This window comes from Photobacterium lutimaris (assembly GCF_003025555.1).
Lineage (GTDB): Bacteria > Pseudomonadota > Gammaproteobacteria > Enterobacterales > Vibrionaceae > Photobacterium > Photobacterium lutimaris.
The window spans coordinates 505687-522814 of sequence record NZ_PYMH01000001.1 but is presented as its reverse complement, the minus strand read 5'-3'; the positions used below and the strand labels follow the sequence as shown (position 1 = coordinate 522814).

Annotated in this window: 20 protein-coding genes; 3 read left to right on the top strand and 17 right to left on the bottom strand. The window is 45.8% G+C overall.

Annotated elements, in window-relative coordinates; translation table 11 throughout:
* Positions 1-101: 101 nt before the first annotated feature.
* The 6 genes from prpF to C9I99_RS02035 all read right to left on the bottom strand — a co-directional run bounded on the left by prpF (position 102) and on the right by C9I99_RS02035 (position 7939).
* Positions 102-1307 carry a 2-methylaconitate cis-trans isomerase PrpF gene (prpF, locus tag C9I99_RS02060; protein ID WP_107347180.1) on the bottom strand — a complete coding sequence of 402 codons (1206 nt, stop codon included), beginning with the start codon at positions 1305-1307 and terminating at the stop codon, positions 102-104.
* A gap of 12 nt (positions 1308-1319) precedes the next feature.
* Positions 1320-3905 (bottom strand): Fe/S-dependent 2-methylisocitrate dehydratase AcnD, encoded by a 2586-nt coding sequence (gene acnD, locus C9I99_RS02055; protein ID WP_107347179.1) that lies wholly within the window; start codon positions 3903-3905, stop codon positions 1320-1322.
* Between the two features lie 24 nt (positions 3906-3929).
* Entirely contained in the window at positions 3930-5105 is a 1176-nt protein-coding gene (gene prpC, locus C9I99_RS02050; protein ID WP_107347178.1) for a bifunctional 2-methylcitrate synthase/citrate synthase, read from the bottom strand.
* 143 nt (positions 5106-5248) lie between these two features.
* Positions 5249-6118: a methylisocitrate lyase gene (prpB, locus tag C9I99_RS02045; protein ID WP_107347177.1), complete on the bottom strand. Its 870-nt coding sequence runs from the start codon at positions 6116-6118 to the stop codon at positions 5249-5251.
* Positions 6115-6828: a GntR family transcriptional regulator gene (locus tag C9I99_RS02040; protein ID WP_107347176.1), complete on the bottom strand. Its 714-nt coding sequence runs from the start codon at positions 6826-6828 to the stop codon at positions 6115-6117. Before C9I99_RS02040 ends, prpB begins: the two co-directional genes overlap by 4 nt.
* 220 nt (positions 6829-7048) lie before the next feature.
* Complete coding sequence (locus C9I99_RS02035) at positions 7049-7939, bottom strand: DMT family transporter (RefSeq protein WP_107347175.1); 891 nt, start codon at positions 7937-7939, stop codon at positions 7049-7051.
* 370 nt (positions 7940-8309) lie between these two features.
* On the opposite strand from C9I99_RS02035, the gene C9I99_RS02030 reads away from it, so the two are divergent.
* Positions 8310-8765, top strand: coding sequence for a hotdog fold domain-containing protein (locus C9I99_RS02030; RefSeq protein ID WP_107347174.1), 456 nt, complete (start codon positions 8310-8312; stop codon positions 8763-8765).
* 47 nt (positions 8766-8812) lie between these two features.
* Here the strand turns inward: C9I99_RS02030 and C9I99_RS02025 are convergent, their stop codons facing one another.
* Entirely contained in the window at positions 8813-9220 is a 408-nt protein-coding gene (locus C9I99_RS02025; RefSeq protein WP_107347173.1) for a hypothetical protein, read from the bottom strand.
* Positions 9221-9458: 238 nt separating this feature from the next.
* Positions 9459-9998 (bottom strand): 3'-5' exonuclease, encoded by a 540-nt coding sequence (locus C9I99_RS02020; RefSeq protein ID WP_107347172.1) that lies wholly within the window; start codon positions 9996-9998, stop codon positions 9459-9461.
* A gap of 390 nt (positions 9999-10388) precedes the next feature.
* On the opposite strand from C9I99_RS02020, the gene C9I99_RS02015 reads away from it, so the two are divergent.
* Together C9I99_RS02015 and C9I99_RS27510 are read left to right on the top strand one after the other, a co-directional pair.
* Positions 10389-10799 carry a c-type cytochrome gene (locus C9I99_RS02015; protein WP_166645350.1) on the top strand — a complete coding sequence of 137 codons (411 nt, stop codon included), beginning with the start codon at positions 10389-10391 and terminating at the stop codon, positions 10797-10799.
* Between the two features lie 77 nt (positions 10800-10876).
* Positions 10877-11107: a GDCCVxC domain-containing (seleno)protein gene (locus C9I99_RS27510; RefSeq protein ID WP_107347170.1), complete on the top strand. Its 231-nt coding sequence runs from the start codon at positions 10877-10879 to the stop codon at positions 11105-11107.
* Here C9I99_RS27510 and C9I99_RS02005 read toward each other — a convergent pair.
* From C9I99_RS02005 to C9I99_RS01965, 9 genes are all read right to left on the bottom strand, one after another.
* Complete coding sequence (locus C9I99_RS02005) at positions 11104-11634, bottom strand: GNAT family N-acetyltransferase (RefSeq protein ID WP_107347169.1); 531 nt, start codon at positions 11632-11634, stop codon at positions 11104-11106. The genes C9I99_RS27510 and C9I99_RS02005 overlap by 4 nt on opposite strands.
* A 15-nt stretch (positions 11635-11649) precedes the next feature.
* Positions 11650-11883 carry an HAD family hydrolase gene (locus C9I99_RS02000; RefSeq protein ID WP_107347168.1) on the bottom strand — a complete coding sequence of 78 codons (234 nt, stop codon included), beginning with the start codon at positions 11881-11883 and terminating at the stop codon, positions 11650-11652.
* 33 nt (positions 11884-11916) lie between these two features.
* Positions 11917-12312, bottom strand: a complete 396-nt coding sequence (locus tag C9I99_RS01995) for an ACT domain-containing protein (RefSeq protein WP_107347167.1) — start codon at positions 12310-12312, stop codon at positions 11917-11919.
* 1 nt (position 12313) lies between these two features.
* Positions 12314-12901 carry a GNAT family N-acetyltransferase gene (locus C9I99_RS01990; RefSeq protein WP_107347166.1) on the bottom strand — a complete coding sequence of 196 codons (588 nt, stop codon included), beginning with the start codon at positions 12899-12901 and terminating at the stop codon, positions 12314-12316.
* Between the two features lie 183 nt (positions 12902-13084).
* Positions 13085-13444, bottom strand: a complete 360-nt coding sequence (locus C9I99_RS01985; protein ID WP_107347165.1) for an MmcQ/YjbR family DNA-binding protein — start codon at positions 13442-13444, stop codon at positions 13085-13087.
* Positions 13445-13466: 22 nt separating this feature from the next.
* Positions 13467-13892, bottom strand: coding sequence for a VOC family protein (locus C9I99_RS01980; RefSeq protein ID WP_107347164.1), 426 nt, complete (start codon positions 13890-13892; stop codon positions 13467-13469).
* A 44-nt stretch (positions 13893-13936) separates the two neighbouring features.
* A complete protein-coding gene (locus C9I99_RS01975; RefSeq protein ID WP_107347821.1) occupies positions 13937-14389 on the bottom strand; it encodes an NUDIX hydrolase in 453 nt (150 codons plus the stop codon).
* 241 nt (positions 14390-14630) lie between these two features.
* Entirely contained in the window at positions 14631-15824 is a 1194-nt protein-coding gene (locus tag C9I99_RS01970) for a DEAD/DEAH box helicase (RefSeq protein ID WP_107347163.1), read from the bottom strand.
* A 172-nt stretch (positions 15825-15996) separates the two neighbouring features.
* Complete coding sequence (locus C9I99_RS01965) at positions 15997-16878, bottom strand: mechanosensitive ion channel family protein (protein WP_107347162.1); 882 nt, start codon at positions 16876-16878, stop codon at positions 15997-15999.
* Between the last annotated feature and the right edge of the window lie 250 nt (positions 16879-17128).

Sequence of the window (17128 nt, the reverse complement as noted above, 5' to 3'; positions counted from 1 at the left end):
AATTTACCCAGCGACTTCATGTTGCCTTTCGTCATGACGTCATTGGGTATAAATCCTGGTATTGCTAATAAAAAGGCGTGTTATTAAAAGCTGACTTAACGCTATTTGTCGAAAACTGTGGCGGGAACGCGGACAAAGCCCTCCATCAAAATGCGCGCACTGCGACTCATAGTGACTTTCGCTATCCCCCACCCCTGTTCCGACGATTTTGCCTGCGCACCTACCTTCAATGTTCCGGAGGGATGGCCGAATGTCACCGACTTTTTCTCTCCTCCCCCCGCAGCCAAGTTCACTAGCGTCCCCGGTACACAGGCTGCAGAAGCAATAGCAACGGCGGCTGTTCCCATCATGGCATGATGCAGTTTGCCCATCGACAACGCACGTACCAATACATCAACATCACGCTCAGCCACTTCTTTTCCACTCGATGACAGATACGTTTTGGGCTTGGAGACAAATGCGACTTTCGGCGTATGCTGGCGGGTTTCAGCCTCTTCTAGACAAGTAATTAGCCCCATTTTCAATGCCCCATATGCCCGGATACACTCAAACATTGCCAGTGCCTTTTGATCATTGTTTATGTCATCTTGCAGCTCGGTTCCGATATAGCCCAGTGATTCTGCATCAATAAAAATGGTCGGGATCCCGGCATTGATCAGGGTGGCATTGAACGTACCAATGTCCGGTACTTCCAGATCATCGACCAGATTACCGGTAGGAAACATCGAGCCACTGCTATCCGTAGGATCCATGAAATCCACCTGAATTTCAGCGGCAGGGAAGGTCACACCGTCGAGATCAAATTCACCCGTTTCCTGCACAAAACCATTCACAACAGGCACGTGTATCACGATGGTTTTCTCAATATTAACCTGCCAAACACGCACCGTAACGATACCGTTTGTAGGAATACGCTCCTTGGCAATCAACCCCGCATGAATGGCAAAAGGCCCTACCGCCGCCGAGAGGTTGCCACAATTGCCGCTCCAGTCGACAAAAGGTTTATCAATGGATATTTGCCCAAAAAGATAATCGACATCGTGATCCGCTTTGCGGCTTTTCGATACAATGACGGCTTTGCTAGTACTCGACGTGGCCCCGCCCATACCATCAATTTGTTTGGCATAAGGATCCGGACTACCGATAACCCGCAACAGAAATTGATCTCTGGCTTCGCCTGCCACCTGAGCGTCAGATGGCAAATCGGCCAAATTAAAGAACACCCCTTTACTGGTTCCACCTCGCATATAGGTAGCAGGCACCTTAATTTGAGATTGTAATTGAGCTTGGCATGAGGAATTTGTCATTGCCATTTCCCCCTATTGAGCCAAGAAATCTTGGGCAAAGCGTTGTAATACTCCACCAGCCTGATAAACCGACACTTCATCAGCCGTATCCAGACGGCAGGTTACAAGTACATCAACTTTTTCACCGTTAGCACGAGTCACGACCAAGGCTAAATCAGCGCCCGGTTGGATCTCTCCGACAACGTCGTACAATTCTGTACCATCTAGCTCTAAAGTATTGCGGTCAACACCTTGCTTAAACTGCAGTGGCAACACCCCCATTCCTACTAGGTTTGTGCGGTGGATACGCTCAAAGCCTTCGGCGACAATGGCTTCGACGCCAGCAAGACGTACTCCTTTTGCCGCCCAGTCACGGGACGATCCCTGACCATAGTCTGCACCAGCCACCACAATCAAAGGTTGCTTACGGTTCATATAGGTTTCAATCGCTTCCCACATGCGAGTCACCCTACCTTCCGGCTCGATTCGAGCCAAAGAGCCCTGCACCACCTCGCCATTATCTTTAACCATTTCATTGAACAGTTTCGGGTTGGCGAACGTCGCCCGCTGAGCGGTTAAGTGATCCCCACGATGCGTAGCATAAGAGTTAAAGTCCTCTTCCGGCACTTCCATCTTGGCGAGGTATTCACCCGCGGCACTGGAGGCCAGAATGGCATTGGATGGAGATAAGTGGTCGGTGGTGATGTTATCGCCCAATACCGCCAGCGGACGCATACCCGACAAGGTGCGTTCACCGGCCAACGCCCCCTCCCAATATGGCGGTCGACGAATGTAGGTACTCATAGGACGCCAGTCATACAACGGGTTGCTGTTACGCTGTTCATCATGCAGTTTGAACATCTGGATGTAGACTTGATTGAACTGCTCTGGCTTAACATGCTGGCCGACAACCGCATCGATCTCCTCGTCACTCGGCCACAAGTCATTGAGATAAATAGGATTGCCTCGACTATCAGTCCCTAGAGCATCACGTTCGATATCAAATCGAATCGTGCCCGCTAGCGCATAGGCAACCACTAGAGGCGGTGATGCCAAAAACGCTTGCTTGGCATAGGGATGGATACGCCCATCAAAATTTCTGTTACCGGACAAGACAGCGGTTGTGTATAAGTCACGCTCAATGATTTCCTGCTGGATAGCAGGATCCAGCGCACCACTCATGCCGTTACAAGTGGTGCAGGCGTAACCGACAATACCAAAGCCAAGCTTTTCCATTTCAGTCAACAAGCCGGCTTCTTCCAAGTACAGCTTGGCCACTTTAGAGCCCGGCGCGAAGGAAGACTTCACCCAGGGTTTTCGTACCAAGCCCAACTCATTGGCTTTCTTGGCTAACAGGCCGGCTGCGACAACGTTACGTGGATTACTGGTGTTGGTGCAAGACGTAATAGCCGCGATAATCACCGCGCCATCCGGCAGTTCGCCTTCCTTCTCTTCCCACTCACCAGAAATCCCACGAGAGGCAAGTTCGGATGTTGGTAAGCGACGATGCGGACTCGAGGGACCGGCCATGTTGCGCGAGACTGATGACAAGTCAAATTCCAATACTCGTTCGTAAATGGCACTCTCCAAGGAGTCAGCCCATAGACCTGTTTGCTTAGCGTATTGCTCAACTAACTCAACCTGTTGCTCGTCACGGCCGGTGAGCTTGAGGTAGGTAATGGTCTGCTCATCAATATAGAACATCCCCGCCGTTGCACCATATTCTGGCGTCATATTCGAGATAGTTGCCCTATCGCCAATGGTGAGATCTTTCGCCCCTTCGCCAAAGAATTCTAAGTAGGACGAAACGACACGCTCATTACGAAGGAACTCGGTAATCGCCAACACGATATCTGTCGCGGTAATGCCCGGTTGGCGTTTTCCTATCAGGTTAACACCGACGATATCCGGCAAGCGCATCATGGAAGGACGCCCCAGCATAACCGTCTCCGCTTCAAGCCCCCCAACTCCTACAGCAATCACACCAAGAGCATCAACATGCGGTGTATGGCTGTCGGTACCGACACAGGTATCTGGATAAGCAATGCCGTTCTTGGCCTGTACTACGGGCGACATTTTTTCGAGATTGATCTGGTGCATGATACCGTTACCCGCAGGGATCACGCTGACGTTTTCAAAGGCAGTTTTACACCACTCGATAAAGTGGAAGCGATCTTCGTTACGGCGATCTTCGATTGCACGGTTTTTATCAAATGCGTCTGGATCAAAGCCTGCATGTTCAACCGCCAGAGAATGGTCGACAATCAATTGCGTTTCAACCACTGGGTTCACTTTCGCCGGATCGCCACCTTGTGCAGCAATGGCATCCCGCAGCCCGGCTAAGTCAACTAAGGCTGTTTGTCCCAAAATATCATGGCAAACCACTCGTGCTGGATACCACGGGAAATCAAGATCCCGCTTACGCTCGATGATTTGTTTCAAGCAATCTGTCAGCGAATCAGGCTCACAACGCCTGACCAATTGCTCGGCCAATACGCGAGACGTGTAAGGGAGGGTTTCATAAGCACCGGGCGATATATCGTTGACAGCTTCTCGGGTATCGAAGAAATCAAGACCGCTGCCAGCAAGCGGCTTACGGTATTTGGTATTCATAGTCATAATCTACGTCCGTGAATTTCGTCGTTAACTGCGCGCTTCAATCGGCAACCAATCCTGATGCTCCGGTCCTTCGTAATCGGCACTAGGTCGTATAATCCGGTTATTAGCACGCTGCTCGTAAACATGGGCCGCCCAGCCGGTTACTCGGCTCATAACGAAAATAGGGGTGAACAGCTTGGTCGGTATCCCCATGAAGTGATAAGCCGAGGCATGGAAAAAGTCTGCATTACAAAATAGTCCTTTCTCCCGTTTCATCACCTGCTCCACACGTTCAGACACGGCATATAGATGTGTATCACCAACATCGGTAGACAGTTTTTCCGACCATGCTTTAATTAAAGCATTACGGGGGTCGGATTCACGATAAATCGCGTGACCAAAGCCCATAATTTTGTCTTTATTCGCGAGCATCTGCATGATGCCAGCCTCTGCGTCATCCGGTGTATGCCACTGCTCAATCATCGCCATCGCAGCTTCGTTGGCCCCGCCGTGCAGCGGACCACGCAAACTACCAATAGCAGCGGTAACACAGGAATGGAGATCCGATAATGTGGAAGCACAAACACGGGCGGTAAATGTGGAGGCATTGAATTCATGTTCGGCATACAGCACCAGCGAACAATGCATGACCTGCTTATGCAGCTCCGACGGCGATTTGTCTGTTAACATTTCGAGGAAATAGCCCCCAATGCTATCCTCATGACTGTTAGCGGTATCAATACGTACACCGTCATGGCTGTAGCGATACCAGTAACAGATAATCGCCGGAAGCATCGCCAGCAGCTTGTCTGTTTTTTCATCCTGCTGAGAAAAATCTCGCTCCTGATCAATATTACCTAACATGGAGCAACCGGTTCGCATCACATCCATAGGATGGGCATCGGCAGGGATCGTTTCTAATACCAGCTTTAATGCTTCTGGTAATCCTCTGAAATCCATTAACGCTTGTTTATATTGTTGTAATTCTTGTTTATTCGGAAGTTGGCCTTTTAATAATAAATAAGCGACTTCTTCAAACTCAGCATTATTGGCTAAATCGGTAATGTCATAGCCGCGATAAGTAAGTCCGGTACCCGATTGACCGACCGTACATAGCGCCGTGACACCCGCACTTTGTCCCCGCAACCCTGCACCACCAATGGCGCTATCTTTAGATTCTTTTCCGTCCTTCTTTACATCAGCTACGGCTATAGCAGTCATAGCAGACTCCTTCTTCAGTTGAGTTCACATATTGGATAAATTGAATGTTCTTTATTTCAGTTATTTTTATAGATAAAGAGATACCCAGAGGTTATTCCACCCTGTTTATATTTTTATTATTAGTTTTAGCCTAGATATCTTTATTAAGACTGTTTGAATAACTTATCTAGTGTTTGTTCATAATCGTGATAGCCCAAGTATTTATATAGCTCTTCACGAGTCTGCATTTGATCAACCACATTACGCTGGTGACCATCTTTCAATAAATGTTGATAAACATTCAGCGCCGCTTGATTCATCGCTCTGAATGCTGACAGTGGATACAGCACCATATCAACACCACACTCGGCAAGTTCATCGCTACTAAATAGAGGGGTTTGGCCGAACTCGGTAATGTTAGCCAGAATGGGGACATTTACTGCGTCTGAAAACTGTTGATATTGCTCTAGTGTGTTTATTGCTTCCGGGAAAATCATATCAGCCCCAGCTTCAACACAGGCTTGTGCTCGCTCTATCGCTGATTCCATCCCCTCGACAGCCAGTGCATCGGTACGCGCCATAATCACAAAATCATTATCAACCCTCGCATCGACGGCCGCCTTGATCCTATCAGCCATTTCCTGCTGGCTAACAATGGCTTTGTTAGGGCGATGTCCGCACCGCTTCTGTGCAACCTGATCTTCCATATGAACCGCCGCAGCCCCACTACGCTCCATTTCTTTAATAGTTCTCGCAATATTAAATGCACCGCCAAATCCAGTATCAATATCAACCATTAAAGGTAAATTCGTACAAGCGGTGATACGACGGACATCTTCCACCACATCGTTCAAGGTAGTAATGCCTAAATCTGGCAAGCCATATGACGCATTGGCTATCCCGCCGCCAGAAAGATATATCGCCTGGTGACCCACCTGCTCTGCCATCATCGCGCAATACGGATTGACCGTACCGACAATCTGTAACGGATTATTCTTGGCAACCGCTTGGCGGAAGCGTTTCCCTGGACTCATGAGACGTTCTCCTTATCCTGCTTCAATTTCTGTTCAATTAATAGACGGCTTCGCATTATGTGGCGCCGCATCAACATTTCAGCCAACTCCGCATCACGCTCTTTCAACGCGCCAAGGAGATGGAAGTGCTCTTTTAGGGCTTGCTCTGGACGAGAGTGAGAACGCTGCGACTGGTAGCGGTACATTCTCAGCAAGTGATAAAGCTCATCACACAGCAGACTGATCAGCTTGGTGTTTCGACTGGCTTTGATGACCCTATAGTGAAAATCAAAATCCCCCTGCTGATGAAAATACGATACACCTTCAACTTGTTCGATATGTTGATGATGGGCATCGAGCAACTCTTCTAATCCGATAAGTTCTTCGTCTGTAATGTATTCGCAGGCAAGCCTTGCTGCCATACCTTCGAGAGCTTCACGCACCGAATAGATCTCAATGAGCTTTTCTTGGCTTAAGGCAACTACCCGTGCACCGACATGTGGAATACGTTCAACCAATCCCATTGACTCTAAGCGCATCATTGCTTCACGAAGTGGACCGCGACTTACGCCGTAATGCTTAGCCAATTCTGGCTCTGAAATCTTGCTGCCTGCCGGATAACTACCGCTCACAATCTGATCGATCAACTGCTCAGTCAGGTTATCTGACTTGGTACCTTCTTTTTCACTGTGACTGTCGACACTCTTCAAATTCAAATCTTGTTCACCCATCTAAACTGTCAACAATTTAACAACTTTTGAACAAATTTAGCGCTACAGGGTGGCTTTTACAAGCCAATTGTTAACATTGTGTATTAGACCTTAGTATAGATTGTCGACAATATTACGCGATGGGCGATGGGCGATGGGCGATGGGCGATGGGCGATGGGCATCAAATGTAAAAAAGGGCTGCCTGTGGCAACCCTCTTTTTTGTTTCACTCGATGTGAGATTAGGCAGTGGCCATATTGTCGGTTTGTACCGGCTTCGGTTTGCGCTGGGCCAAAATCACGCCAGAAAGCACCATACCTCCGCCAATATAGTGATAGACAGCTAACTGCTCACCCAATGCAATACTGGCAAAAATAGCCGTAAGGACAGGCATCAAGTTCATAAACATGGCTGTACGATCAGCACCTAGAATCTCAATGCCTTTCAACCAGCACCAAGGCGCTAATACCGAAGCAGGCAACGCGGCATACATAATTAAAGGCAATGATTCGCCAGTGATCGCCACACGATCGCTGCTTAGCAACATTGGCGTTAGCATTGTCACCGCAAATAGCCCCTGTACATAAACAGACTGCCAGTTATTCAATGGCATAGTCCAACGCTTCAACAATACACAGTAAAGCGCATAAACAAAAGCAGCGATCATCAGCAAGGCATCACCCTGCTTAATACCTTGAGACGTCAGAGTACTAATATCACCATGTCCTAGCATGAAAACCAAACCTGCCAACGAAAGAACGGCACCAACCATGGCTAGCGGTAACAGGCGCTGCCCGAGTAGCGGTACGCTCATGAACATACTCAACAACGGCACAAGTGAAATAATGAGTGCCATATTAGTGGCTGTCGTTGTTGCAGCGGCAAAATAGCCCAGTGACTGGTTGAGCACCATGCCCAGCAAAGCTAAAAATGCGAGCTTGGATAAGTGCGGTTTAATTTCGTGACGCTTGCGCCATACCGATGGCATTACAAAGGGGGTTAGTACCATCATGGCAAAAAACCAGCGATAAAAAGAGATCGCCCCAGGGTCGATCACGCTGTACGACATTTTGTTAACGATGGCATTCCCTGCCCAAATAATGACAGTCAATAGAGGAAATAAATAGAACATGGTTTGCCTTTTAATCTGATTACGTGGGAATTGTGGCACGTCAGCTTACAAATAAATATCTCCAAAAAGACATCGTGAGTCTATTGTCAGACATTTGTAGTTTCACGCTCAGAATTTACGCAATTTCTTGTTTTTTAAAAGCCCCAAAGAACCACTTAACAGCATGACAAATAAGATAAAAAAATCAAATAGCAATATATTACCTTCAATTCATTCCTCAACAGAAAGAGTGATCTGTCTCACGGGAAATCAATACTAATCATGAGGGGGGATAGGTTTCCCTTGATAGAGTGATAGCTCTAGCTTGCATTCTGGTCTGACCAGACTATAAGTATAATAACCCCTATCCACATTGAGAAAGGACATTTCAATGCGCAAAAACCTCAAGATCTATAAGCAAATGCGCCGCCTGCCCTTTGGTGACAAGTTATTCAGCTTTGTTGTCTGCCGTCTAGCCCCTTATTTCGACTCAATCAAACCTAAGGTGACAGCTTTACAGCCCGGATATGCCGAGGTCAAAATCAAAAAACGTCGTCGGGTGACGAATCATTTGAATACTGTGCATGCCATCGCTATGTGCAACATGGCTGAACTTGCTGGGGGAATGATGACGGATGTTTCAATACCGGTAAAGAGTCGCTGGATCCCAGTGGGAATGACGGTTGAATATTTAAAAAAGGCTAAAACCGATCTGACCGCTTATGCTCAAGGTGAGAATATTGATTGGAACACAGAAGGGGATAAACTCGTCCCGGTTGAAGTAAAAGATACTGAAGGAAATTTGGTATTCAGGGCTGAAATTACGATGAATGTGAGGCTTACTTGATATTCGATCATGGCGCAAAAGCATTGCTGCACCATAATCAAATACGATTAATCTACCAACGATAGTTCAAGGTTCGCTTGATTGGCATCAGGAAGCCAATGAAACATATAGTTAAACAATTGCTTTTCATCCATCTTAGCTAATTTGCCATGAATGAAAGAACTCATATCAATCAAGTGATCCACTTTTGCCAATGCCTCATACGGTTCTTGAAACCTGCGCCAGATGTCAGAATGATTGACATAGAAATTGGCAGCAGCCACTGCTTCTTCAAAAGTGGCGTGTTCAGAGATCAACCGAGGTCCATCCCACGTCGCTCCATCGAGCACGCATACACCTATTTCTCCAGACTCCTCATACGTTAGTTCATCCACATAAGGGACATTCCACCAACGAATGATTTCTTCACATGAACGCTGCTCGTTGAGTTTATCCGAGTAAGGAAACTCGTCCATGTTGAGTCGATTCCGAATCGGAATTTGACAAGTTGTAAAATCCATAGCCAACAGTTTGCATAATTATATTTTTACACAATGTTAACTGTCATGATTTATTTGTCAATTAACTTTGGGAGAAAAGCATCTAAAAATTATAATCTTATCGAAAATAAATCGTCCGTTTCACGTTTAAAGATACCTTTTAGGAACATTTAACTGCCGATAGATAGAACAAGCGACCGATTACACCTTTCCTTTAATTATTGAGAAAAAGTGTTTTGGCCAATCGAGCTAGATTATAGGCATCATCATAACCAGAATGCTGACGCCCTTCCCATTCGATACCCGCCATATCCATCGCAGCTCGCTGTCCACAGCGTTTTTTAGTGATGTGGCGTTGCAACCTGAACAAGGTAGCCAAATTTAGGTATTCATCAAACGGGACTTTTAACCCTTTTTCTTCACACTCTTTGCGAAGAATAATGTCATCACGCCCCCATGCGGCATAGATTTTATGTCGGCCACCGAACTTCTGCTCAACTGATTTCAAAATATGGCCAAGTGGCTTGCCATTTTTCTCTATCACCTCAGGCTTAATGCCTGTCAACTCGGTGCAGAATGGTGAAACTTCATCATGATCCGGTTTTACAAAATGTTGAGCTCGTCGCACAATCTCACCGTTGGTCAAATCAAGCTCTGCGACGCCAATCTCAATGATCTCGCCTGTCCTTGACTCACGGCCATCATTCCAACAGCACATTTCGAGGTCAAAACAAACAATACGGTTAAAATTCATCTTACTTCCGGATATCACGCTATAACTGGCACGAAGGATAGCATTTAGCGACGGGTTAGCCAAAGTGTGATAGATGAGAAAGCGCGACTAAGTTGCTGTTATCAAGGTGCCTCAAAATAATTCATCAGAGATAAGCCATGGATGAGAAGAGAAGCGACATCTTGTTGTTTATAACAGCAGATACAGACTAAACTCAAAATGCTCAGACAAAGGAGAGGAAAAATGAAAGTAACGTGTCGAATACCTTGTATGCAACCAATAATCAATGTCTTCGCTACTTTGGCTTTGCTGACAAGCTATATAGCTCCTGCCAGTGCTCAATCACAACCAGTCTGCTGCAACGATAGATGGGACCCCAAGTGGACACAACGCGAAATGTGGGGGCCGAGTATGATGAATAACAAACAGCGACAAAGAATGACAAGGCATTGGACTTTTATGCATTCAAGCATTCCACAAGAGTATCTGAGTGTAAAAAACCCTTTTACACAAAATCCAGATGCCGTGCGAGAAGGTGGTAAATTATACCAACAGAAGTGTTCAACCTGTCATGGGGCACAAGGTTTGGGGGATGGAGATATTGCCAATTCATTAAATCCTTCTCCTGCTCTTCTGGCGTATATGATTCAGATGCCCATGGCTATAGACGAATATTTACTTTGGTCAATCTCCGACGGGGGACAAGCCTTCGGTACCGATATGCCAGCTTATAAAGACCAACTATCGCGAGAGAGTATGTGGAAAATTATTACTTTTATGCGAGCTGGATTCCCTTCAGAGGCTCAACGTAATAATAAATAATATACCATTACAATGGCGTTAGTGATTATTCACAATCATTGTGCAGCTCGCATCAACAGCAGACCAGGGCGATAGTAATGAGTGGTGTTGTCTTAATGTCTGAAATAACATGCCCCAAATGCGGTAATAAGGAAATTGAAGAAATGCCAGTCAACGCCTGTCAGTGGTTTTATGAATGTAAGAGCTGCCACGCACTGCTTAAACCTAAACAAGGGGACTGTTGTGTCTATTGCTCCTATGGCACCGTACCTTGCCCACCGATGCAGCTGAATCCCGATGAAAAAGGGAAAGGATGCTGCAATCGTTAACAACAATAACCACAACAATCAACCCAATACCGAGCGATCGGGTTTGGAAACACTTTTCCTTGTATAATTTTATCAAATTGCCCGCCATTACGCTCAATAACGGTGCGCGAGGCAATATTATCTTCATCAGCAGTGATCAACGCTCTTTGAATACCTAACTGATAAGCTTTAGGCAAAACCAATCTGAGCATCGTTTTTCCGTACCCCTGGCGGCGAAAGCTTGGCGCAACATCATACCCGATATGACCAGCTTCGAGTGATAAGAATGGCGTATTAATATTATGACGTACACGGATCGCCCCAATGATCTCATCATCGATGTTAACCAGCCAATAATGATGACAAGGCACATAACCATCTCTTAAATTCACGCCATTAGATTCATCAATTAACGATTTAACGTAGCGCTCAAAATTCTTTTTCCCCCCCAAATAATACTGGGCATTCTCCGGATCATTAGTAGCAAAGTCATTATAAAATCGCTGGAAAGCCAATGCATATTCACGGCATGGAGACACTAGTTTCATTGATATAACTCCTAACTAATTCAACTCTTTCAAGGTAATGATTTGCTTATGTTGGCTATCATCTCTAAGCTCTTTTTCTGAGCAATACCAAATTGTATTCAACCCTGCGGCGATAGCTGGTTGGATGTCATTTTCGAAGCTGTCGCCAACCATCGTAATGTCATAGGGTTCAACATCTAACTCCAGCACAATACGTTGAAAATACTCTGGGCTACCTTTGGCATTTAGATTCCTTTCATTATGACTGATTGTCTAACACTGACTGAGCGTAAGCTTCAATATTCAAGAAGAAAATGATTGTAGCGCTATCAAGGCTTCATCAGCTTTCTCACTCTGAACAAACACATGATCATGGTAATACGCAGCGATCACATTGGCGCTGATCCCCTGCTCCGCAAGCTTAGTGGCAACAGCTGCCGTTAGCCCAACGGCTTCAAGGCTAGAATGAACTGTTAACGTGATCATCCTAAATGTTGCCTCATAAGCCAGATTGCCCCTATCGGCACTATCCTTACTGAGTACTAGGGTTAACCCTTCCGACTCGGAAAAAGTCGCGACCGGGGACAAACCTACATATTCAGCTAACTCACCGCCCACGGTACAAAAGACATACTCCCCAGCTCTCAGTTCAGGAGCCATTGATTTCAATAACTCTTGTAGATCAGTCATACCAGCCATGTTATTCCCTCATTAGAGCTCTATTTTTACTGTGTTTGTTTAACCACGTTTCTTGCGTAATTTGGTACAAACAATGGCGCTGGAGACTATGCCCTTGCGGTAGCTTTGGATGGTCAAAGTCTTGGCCAATATTTATCATACCGATTTTGCTCATTACCCGCTGAGAAGGCGTATTAGGTAGAGAGGTAAACGCATAAACACTGGGGACTCGCAATTGCTCAAACGCATATTGCAGCGCCTTTCTTGCCGCTTCAGGTGCATACCCGTTGCCCCAATACTCTTTAGCCAGCCGCCAACCAATTTCGACAAACGGCGCATTGGGGATCCCCGAGTGCTCATCTTGACGATGCAAACCGACAAAACCAATAAATTTCCGAGTTGATTTCAATTCAGCCGCCCAAAAACCCCAGCCATTTTCGGCGATCAATTGCGTAATTCTCGCGGCCTGAGCATTACTTTCCTGCAAGGATAAAACGCCAGGAAAATACTGCATCACTGTGGGATCAGCATTCAGCTTGGCATAATCTGGGGAGTCGTCTATTTTCCACTGCCTAAGTATCAGCCTGTCTGTTTCTAACGGGTACGCCATCTAACGTCGACTCCCTTTTACTACTTAATCTTTCACTCAGTATAAACATATCAGACCGCTCGCAAGGGCTTAACAAGCCGGTACGATTCCACATCAAGTCGATGTCTCTACAATAAACAAAGTAGTCAACGCTTCTAGAAAGCACACTCTTTGGTTGGGCATCACTCCATTGACTCTACCTACCTAACGTTGAATCGCTAACCTGTCCCGATCGATTTTTTTCAATTTTGCGACGACTAACTGGTAAGAACGATCAATCAAGCCTTTCAACATGCCCTCTTCGATTTCATCGGTTATCGACACCGTTACCCAATGTTTTTTGTTCATATGGTAACCGGGGCGAATAGCGGTAAACACCGAAGTAAGCGCTTCATTATCAGCCGGAGCACCTTTCAGGTTGATATCAACAACACCATCATTCACCGATAGCAATGCAAACATCTTACCCAGCACTTTGAATACCATGACATCCGCACCAAATGGGTAATCCAATTCGATCTCAGGTAACGTCATGAGAAAGTCGACAATCTCTTGTTTGTTCATAACAACCTCTGGATGCATAGTGTTAGCGATTTGTTCGAATAGCAAGAGGGTGATTTGGGTTTAATTGGAGTAGATCCCACATATTGCCATAAAGATCTTCGAATACAGCGACCGTGCCATAATCTTGCTCTTTCGGCTCGCGGACAAACTTAATACCTTCTGTAATCATATGGTTATAATCACGCCAAAAATCATCGGTATTTAGAAACAGAAAGACTCGTCCACCCGTTTGGTTACCAATAACGTCTAATTGCTCAGGCTTCGACGCCCTTGCCAACAACAAACTGGCACCATCAGAATTTGGTGGTGCAACCACCACCCAGCGTTTGTCTTGCTCTGGCTGGTAGGTATCTTCAATTAACTCAAACTTCAGCTTATTGACATAGAAATCAATCGCTTCATCATAGTCTTTAACCACCAGGGCTATGTTTACAATGTTTTGTTTCACTCTATTTTCCTACCACTTTATTCGTTCGGCACGATTTGACGGCACTAACGCATATTAACTTTCATATGCACAGAAGGTGCGTTTTCGACAAAATGTGCCCATACATGATCATACACGTGGCGTTGCCCGGGAAATGGCACCAAGGTCTTCGCTTCATCAAGGCCAACCCAGCGATAATCGCTGTGCTCCTTATTCAAGATTACAGGTTGATTCGGTGGGCATAGCACCGCAAATACCGGAATGATTTGCAGGACATTGACATTCGCCTCAAAGAACTGCTCTAGAAACTGGGCGTTGTAGAGTTCAGACACCGCGATCTGCGTTTCCTCAAAGAACTCACGCACTATCGCCTGCCAGCCTTTTTCCTGCCCTTCGATAGAGCCTGCAACATGGCACCAATACCCACCTTTTACGCGCTTCATCAGCAGCATTTTCATTTCGCCATCAATTTCAGACAAAGCGACACCTGAAACAATTGAAGTATTTACCGGGATCATTGGGTGACAAGGACTGACCTCTTTTTGATCATCGGCTGTTAGTTCAATAGCCCCGCACAAACATTTTCCTTTCATGCTTTTCTCCTTCACTTTCGAACAACAAAAACTATTTTAAGTTTATGTTGGATATGGAGATATTGTGACAAGTGACTGCGTTAGATTCTGTGACTGATGAAAACCATAAGCAAAAAAAAGCCCTCACCAAATGGCAAGGGCTTAGTCATTCTATTCAGCGATTGAATTAATCTTTATTCTGACGCTTGTTTTTTGGCACGTAATTCAAAATTGAAATCGGTACGGGCTTTCTAGGTTCAAAGCCTTCGACTTCACGGCGCTCAATCAAGTGGCCCAAGCGGCTTTCAATCATGCACAGATTTTTGAAGTTGTCCTTCGATACAAACGAAATGGCTTCACCTGATGCATCAGCACGACCGGTACGGCCAATACGGTGAACGTATTCGTCGGCAGGGAATGGCAAATCATAGTTCACCACCCGTGGCAGCTCTTCAATATCAATACCACGCGCCCCCACACCAGTGGCGATCAGGTATTTAATCTTACCGGCTTTGAAATCGTCAAGTAGTTGTACTCGAATCGCTTGGCTACGACCACTGTGGAATGCTTCAGCAGCAATGCCACGCTTCTCCAGCTGAGAAACCAGTTTTGCAGCACCGTGCTTGGTCTCAATGAAGATCAACGCCTGATCCCACTGGTTTTCCTTGATCAAGTGACTAAGCAGCGCAGACTTCTTATCTTTATCGACCGTGATTAACCACTGCTCGATGTTAGCTTTGGATGCCTCATTAGCTGCAATGCTGATCTCATATGGGTTCTCGACCACCGATTTCGCCAAGTCACGTACTTTATTAGACAATGTCGCTGAGAACAGCAAGAATTGCAGTTCATCAGGCAGGCGGTCAATAATTTTGTTGATGTCTTCAATGAAGCCCATATCCAGCATACGGTCAGCTTCATCAAGCACTAACGTTTCCACTTCTTCAAAGTGAACTGCACGCTGGCCGTACATATCAAGCAAACGACCTGGCGTCGCGACCAATACATCAACACCATCAATCAGGCTTTGCTTCTGCTGCTTCTCATCCACACCACCATACATCGCCAGCGACGTTAGGCCTAAATGCTTAGAGTACAGGGTGATCTTCTCTTCAACCTGGATAGCCAATTCACGGGTAGGCACAAGTATCAGTGCGCGAATACGTTTTTTACGTTGCGTCTTTCCTTGGCTGAGTTTCTCAAGGATGGGCAATACGAAGCCCGCCGTTTTACCGGTACCTGTTTGCGCCGCTGCAATTAGGTTTTTACCCTGCAGAATAACAGGAATAGCCTTGGTCTGGATCGTTGTTGGCTTGCTGTAGCCCAGTTCATTAACCGCTTGGGTTAATGACTCGCTGAGCCCAAGTTTAGAGAATGGCATGAATCGCCTCTAATTGTACATTAACTAAATATGGTAGAGCCGCCTCTACATGAAGCGCGGGAGTGTATCACGATCATTCTTACCAAGAGACAACTTTCCTACTTAGAGTAGCTAATTTTTAAAGCAAAAAGCACTGTGGTACCAAATAGCGATTCACCAGACACAAGCTCAATCACATAAAGCTCACTTTCGGGTTTCGATCTTCATTCAAATTGTTCTTACCATAGGTTTCTTGGTAGATCTGCATAAAGTCTTCGCGTATTTGCTGCTCAAGGTGAGTCGCCATTTCTGTCGGGCAGAACAGCATGACATGTACGACCTGCTCACCGGTTGATGTCGTGGTGATATGGATATGAGGATCCGGGCCAGGAAGATCAACACCAGCGTGTTTTTCGATTACCCCGTTGTATCGCCTGGCAACATCAATAAACTCTTCACAGTGGCTTTCAATCTGTTCAATGAGTTCTGGTACTAATACGAAAAGATTAACAAACTCTTTCACCGTAATACTGAAGCTGTGATACACATACCGCTTCATAAAGTTAAGGTTTTTTACTGGATAGGTAAAAAACATACTGTTCGGCAAGGTCGCGGTTTTACCCGTGAAATGATACTGACCATGATGAAGATCGATCTCTTGGATCACTGTCGCCATCATATTATGCTCAATCACCTCACCACACAGCGAGCCCACTTCAATCCAATCACCAATCCTGAACGATCGCGCACTGGCTCGCTGGATTGATCCGGTAAAACAAAGAATAATCTCTTTAGATGCAACGACAATCGCAACAGCAATAGCTGTCACAGATAAAGCAAATTCGCTAATTTCAGATTGCCAAAGCATGAATAGCACAAGCACCGTCAACGTAAAGGTGCCGTTTTTTGTCCGTGACATCCACTTTCGCTGATGCTCAGATACGAACGCGACGTCCCCGCGTATTTGCTTTAGGACTAGACGTCTGCACATCAGAACAAATGTGATGATCAGTACACTGAGCAACATTTTATTTTCTGTTAAGAAATCAATAACCGATAATAGCTTTTCTGGCATGTGCGCCTCTTCTCACTCCTACTCATTACTTATCTGTATATCTGCGTATACGCTTGGTTAAACTCCCACAGTTCTCGGCTAAAATCCAGCAGTAGCCAAATAACGTTGTTTAAAACGCTGGGAAGTTAAAGTAAAGACATTACGCACTGCGCTTTATTGCAACCACTGAGACTCGATACACATAAACCACTATCTGCCCCCTACAACAGCATAATTACGCATGGGACAACGGTCACCTGTACTATTACCT